This window comes from Streptomyces sp. NPDC054956 (genome assembly GCF_053609185.1).
In genome coordinates, this window is the sequence record NZ_JBSGXB010000503.1 from 1 (window position 1) to 3447 (window position 3447).

Below are 3447 nucleotides of genomic sequence, written 5' to 3' on the forward strand. Positions count from 1 at the left end.
ACGACGCTCCGCGTCGCCTCCCTCCTCCGCCTTGCGATGCACGGCACCGGACACCGCGGGCTGATCCGGCCTGACCCGAAAGACACGCCCTAAGGTGGCTGTATGACAGAGATACCGGGCGAGCCGGCGGGAAAGACGATCTCGGCTTCCCGCACCACCCTCAGCCACATCATGACCGCCAACGACACCAACCTCCTCGGCACCGTGCACGGCGGCGTGATCATGAAGCTGGTGGACGACGCGGCCGGCGCCGTGGCCGGCCGCCACTCCGGCGGCCCGGCGGTCACCGCCTCCATGGACGAGATGGCCTTCCTCGCCCCGGTCCGTGTCGGCGACCTCGTCCACGTGAAGGCCCAGTGCAACTGGACCGGCCGCTCCTCCATGGAGATCGGCGTACGGGTCCTCGCGGAGCGGTGGAACGAGTCCACCCCCGCCACCCAGGTCGGCAGCGCCTACCTCGTCTTCACCGCCGTGGACTCCGAGGGCAAGCCCCGCCAGGTCCCGCCGGTCCTCCCGGAGACCGAGCAGGACGAGCGGCGCTACCAGGAGGCCCAGATCCGCCGCACCCACCGCCTCGCCCGGCGGGCCGCGATCATGGAGCTGCGCGAGCAGCGGGCCGCCCAGGGCATGGACGAGCTCTGAGCGGACCGCGGGCCCGGGGGCCGGCCGCTACTTCGCGCAGACCACCTGGTCGCCCGTGACCACGCCGAACTCGCCCTGGTACGGGTCCTCCGCGCGCACCGCGACCACCTTGCGGTAATCGGCGCCCGCGATCACCACGACCGTCCGCCCCTGCCCCGGCACGGCCCGCAGTTCGCTGCCGGGCAGCGCGGTGGACACCGTACGGGCCGACCGGTCCCAGCGCGGGTCGTACGTGATCACCGTGCGCTTGACCTCGCGGCTCGCGCCGTTGCCCGGAGCCCCGGTGGTGTCGAAACCGGTGGCGCGCAGCGCCGAGTCCACCCGGGTGCCCAGCCCGTCGATCCTCGTGCCGTTCTCCACCTGCACCCGGACCTGCTGCGGGGCCACGTCCACCGGCACCGCCGGCTGGGGCCGCGCCGCCCGGCCGGGAGCGGCCGCCGCCGGGGCGGGGGCCATCGGCCGGTCCTCGCGCAGCGCCTCGAAGAGCTTCGCGGCCTTGGCCTCGTCCCACTTCACCGTGGAGCCGATGCCCTTGACCGGGAAGGAGGCGTCGCCGATGGGCACGGAGGCGAACTCCGAGGAGGAGGGGGTGAAATCGCGCATCGCCTGCCCGAGGGCCAGCATCTGCTGCGAACCGAAGCCCTTGTCGGCCCGGACCGAGCCGAGCAGCGTGGAGCTGACCTCCTTGAACTTCACCGGGTTGAGGAGCACCCCGCCACCGGTGGCCTGCTTGATCAGGGCGGCGATGAACCGCTGCTGGCGCTGCATCCGGCCCAGGTCCGAGGCCCCGTCCACATGGCGCGAGCGCACGTACTGGAGGGCCTGGCCGCCGGTCAGCCGGTGGGTGCCGGGCAGCAGGTCGAGGCCGGTGTTGGGGTCGCGCATGGTCTTGGCGGTGCAGATGTCCACGCCGCCCATCGCGTCGACCGTCTTCATGAAGCTGGTGAAGTCGACCTCCAGGTAGTGGTCGATCTTCACGCGGGTCATGTTCTCGACGGTGCGCACGGTCAGGTTCGGCCCGCCCTCGGCGTAGGCGGCGTTGAGCTTCACGGGGTGCGGCCCGTGCTGCTTGCCGCCGGACTCGTCCAGGTGCGCGGGCAGCTCCACGTAGCTGTCGCGGGGCAGGCTGACCACGCTCGCCCGCGTCCGGTCCGCCGAGAGGTGGACCAGCATGACGGTGTCCGTGCAGTGGCAGGGGGCCCCGCCGAGGCGGTACTCGCGCTTCTCCTCGGCGGTGATCTTCTCGCGGCCGTCGGTGCCGACGAGCAGGAAGTTCAGCCCGTGCCCGGCCTGCGGACGGTTCTTCATGTCCTTGAAGGGGTCCACCCGCTCGATGCCGGTGTCCAGCCCGGTCATCACGGCGTGCCCCAGGGCGCCGGAGCCCAGTACGACCACCGACAGCCCGGCCGCGAGCCGGACCCCCCAGCGGGGCTTGTCCGCCCGGCGTCTGACCGGACCGCCGGCCCGCGGCGCGCGCTGCGACGGCCGGGCGGCGGGCCGGGCGGGCAGGGCGGGTCGGGTGGGACGGTGCGGCTGGGGCACGGGGGACACCTCCGCGGGGGGCAGCAGGGCGGGCAGGGCGGCCTGTCCGGAAGTCATTGCACATTCGGCTGATTCGTCAGAACAGTAGGTCCATACGATCAGCCTCTGTCCGTACCGCTCATCCGCCGCGCACCCGTTTCCCCCGTACGCGGTAACGTGACACCGATACCCGACCTCGAAGGACCACATGCCCGCCCAGCAGCCCGCAGTCTCGGTGATCATGCCGGTACTCAACGAAGAGCGCCATCTGCGCGACTCGGTCCGCCACATCCTCGGACAGCAGTACGGGGGTGAGATGGAAGTGGTGATCGCGCTCGGGCCGTCCACGGACCGCACCGACGAGATCGCCGCCGAGCTGGTACGGGAGGACCCCCGGGTCCACACCGTGCCGAACCCCACCGGCCGCACGCCCGCCGCGCTCAACGCGGCCATCGGAGCCTCGCGCCATCCGATCGTGGTGCGCGTGGACGGCCACGGCATGCTCTCCCAGAACTACATCGCCACCGCGGTCCGCCTCCTGGAGGAGACCGGGGCCCAGAACGTCGGCGGCATCATGCACGCCGAGGGCGAGAACGCCTGGGAGGACGCCGTCGCGGCCGCGATGACCTCGCGGATCGGCGTCGGCAACGCGGCCTTCCACACCGGCGGCGAGGCGGGCCCCGCGGACACCGTGTACCTCGGTGTGTTCCGCCGCGAGGCCCTGGAGGCCGCCGGCGGGTACAACGTGGAGTTCATCCGCGCCCAGGACTGGGAGCTGAACTTCCGCATCCGCGAGGCCGGCGGGCTCATCTGGTTCTCGCCCGAGCTGAAGGTCCAGTACCGGCCGCGGCCCTCCGTGCGGGCCCTCGCCAAGCAGTACAAGGACTACGGGCGCTGGCGCCACGTGGTGGCCCGCTACCACTCGGGCTCCATCAACCTGCGCTACCTCGCCCCGCCGGCCGCCGTCTGCGCGATCGCCGCCGGCGTGGTCCTCGGCGCGGCCGTCACCCCGTGGGCCTTCGTCCTCCCCGGCGGCTACCTCGCGGCGATCACCCTCGGCTCCGTCCCGGCGGGCAAGGGCCTCTCGCTCGCGGCCCGGCTGCGGATCCCCGTCGCCCTGGCGACCATGCACATGTGCTGGGGCTACGGCTTCCTGACCAGCCCGCGCTCGCTCGCCGCCAAGGTCATCGCGAGCCGCCGCCCGTCGGTGAGCCGGGACCCCGCCGAGCTCTGAGCACCGGGGGCGCGGCCCTCGCGTACACGAACCCGCTCACACGAAAGGGG

General features: G+C 72.7%; 3 protein-coding genes. 2 read left to right on the forward strand and 1 reads right to left on the reverse strand.

Annotation, left to right across the window (positions count from 1 at the left end; translation table 11 throughout):
• Positions 1 to 102 precede the first annotated feature (102 nt).
• A complete protein-coding gene (locus tag ACWGDE_RS37395) occupies positions 103 to 642 on the forward strand; it encodes an acyl-CoA thioesterase (protein WP_453393538.1) in 540 nt (179 codons plus the stop codon).
• 27 nt (positions 643 to 669) lie between these two features.
• Here the strand turns inward: ACWGDE_RS37395 and ACWGDE_RS37400 are convergent, their stop codons facing one another.
• Positions 670 to 2241, reverse strand: a complete 1572-nt coding sequence (locus ACWGDE_RS37400) for an LCP family protein (RefSeq protein ID WP_453393539.1) — start codon at positions 2239 to 2241, stop codon at positions 670 to 672.
• Positions 2242 to 2371: 130 nt separating this feature from the next.
• On the opposite strand from ACWGDE_RS37400, the gene ACWGDE_RS37405 reads away from it, so the two are divergent.
• A complete protein-coding gene (locus ACWGDE_RS37405; RefSeq protein ID WP_453393540.1) occupies positions 2372 to 3397 on the forward strand; it encodes a glycosyltransferase family 2 protein in 1026 nt (341 codons plus the stop codon).
• Positions 3398 to 3447: the final 50 nt, after the last annotated feature.

Bases quoted from the DNA above. Each gene is read 5' to 3' on its own strand.
- ACWGDE_RS37395 (WP_453393538.1), top strand. From the start codon at position 103: ATGACAGAGATACCGGGCGAGCCGGCGGGAAAGACGATCTCGGCTTCC.
- ACWGDE_RS37400 (WP_453393539.1), bottom strand. From the start codon at position 2,241: ATGACTTCCGGACAGGCCGCCCTGCCCGCCCTGCTGCCCCCCGCGGAG.
- ACWGDE_RS37405 (WP_453393540.1), top strand. From the start codon at position 2,372: ATGCCCGCCCAGCAGCCCGCAGTCTCGGTGATCATGCCGGTACTCAAC.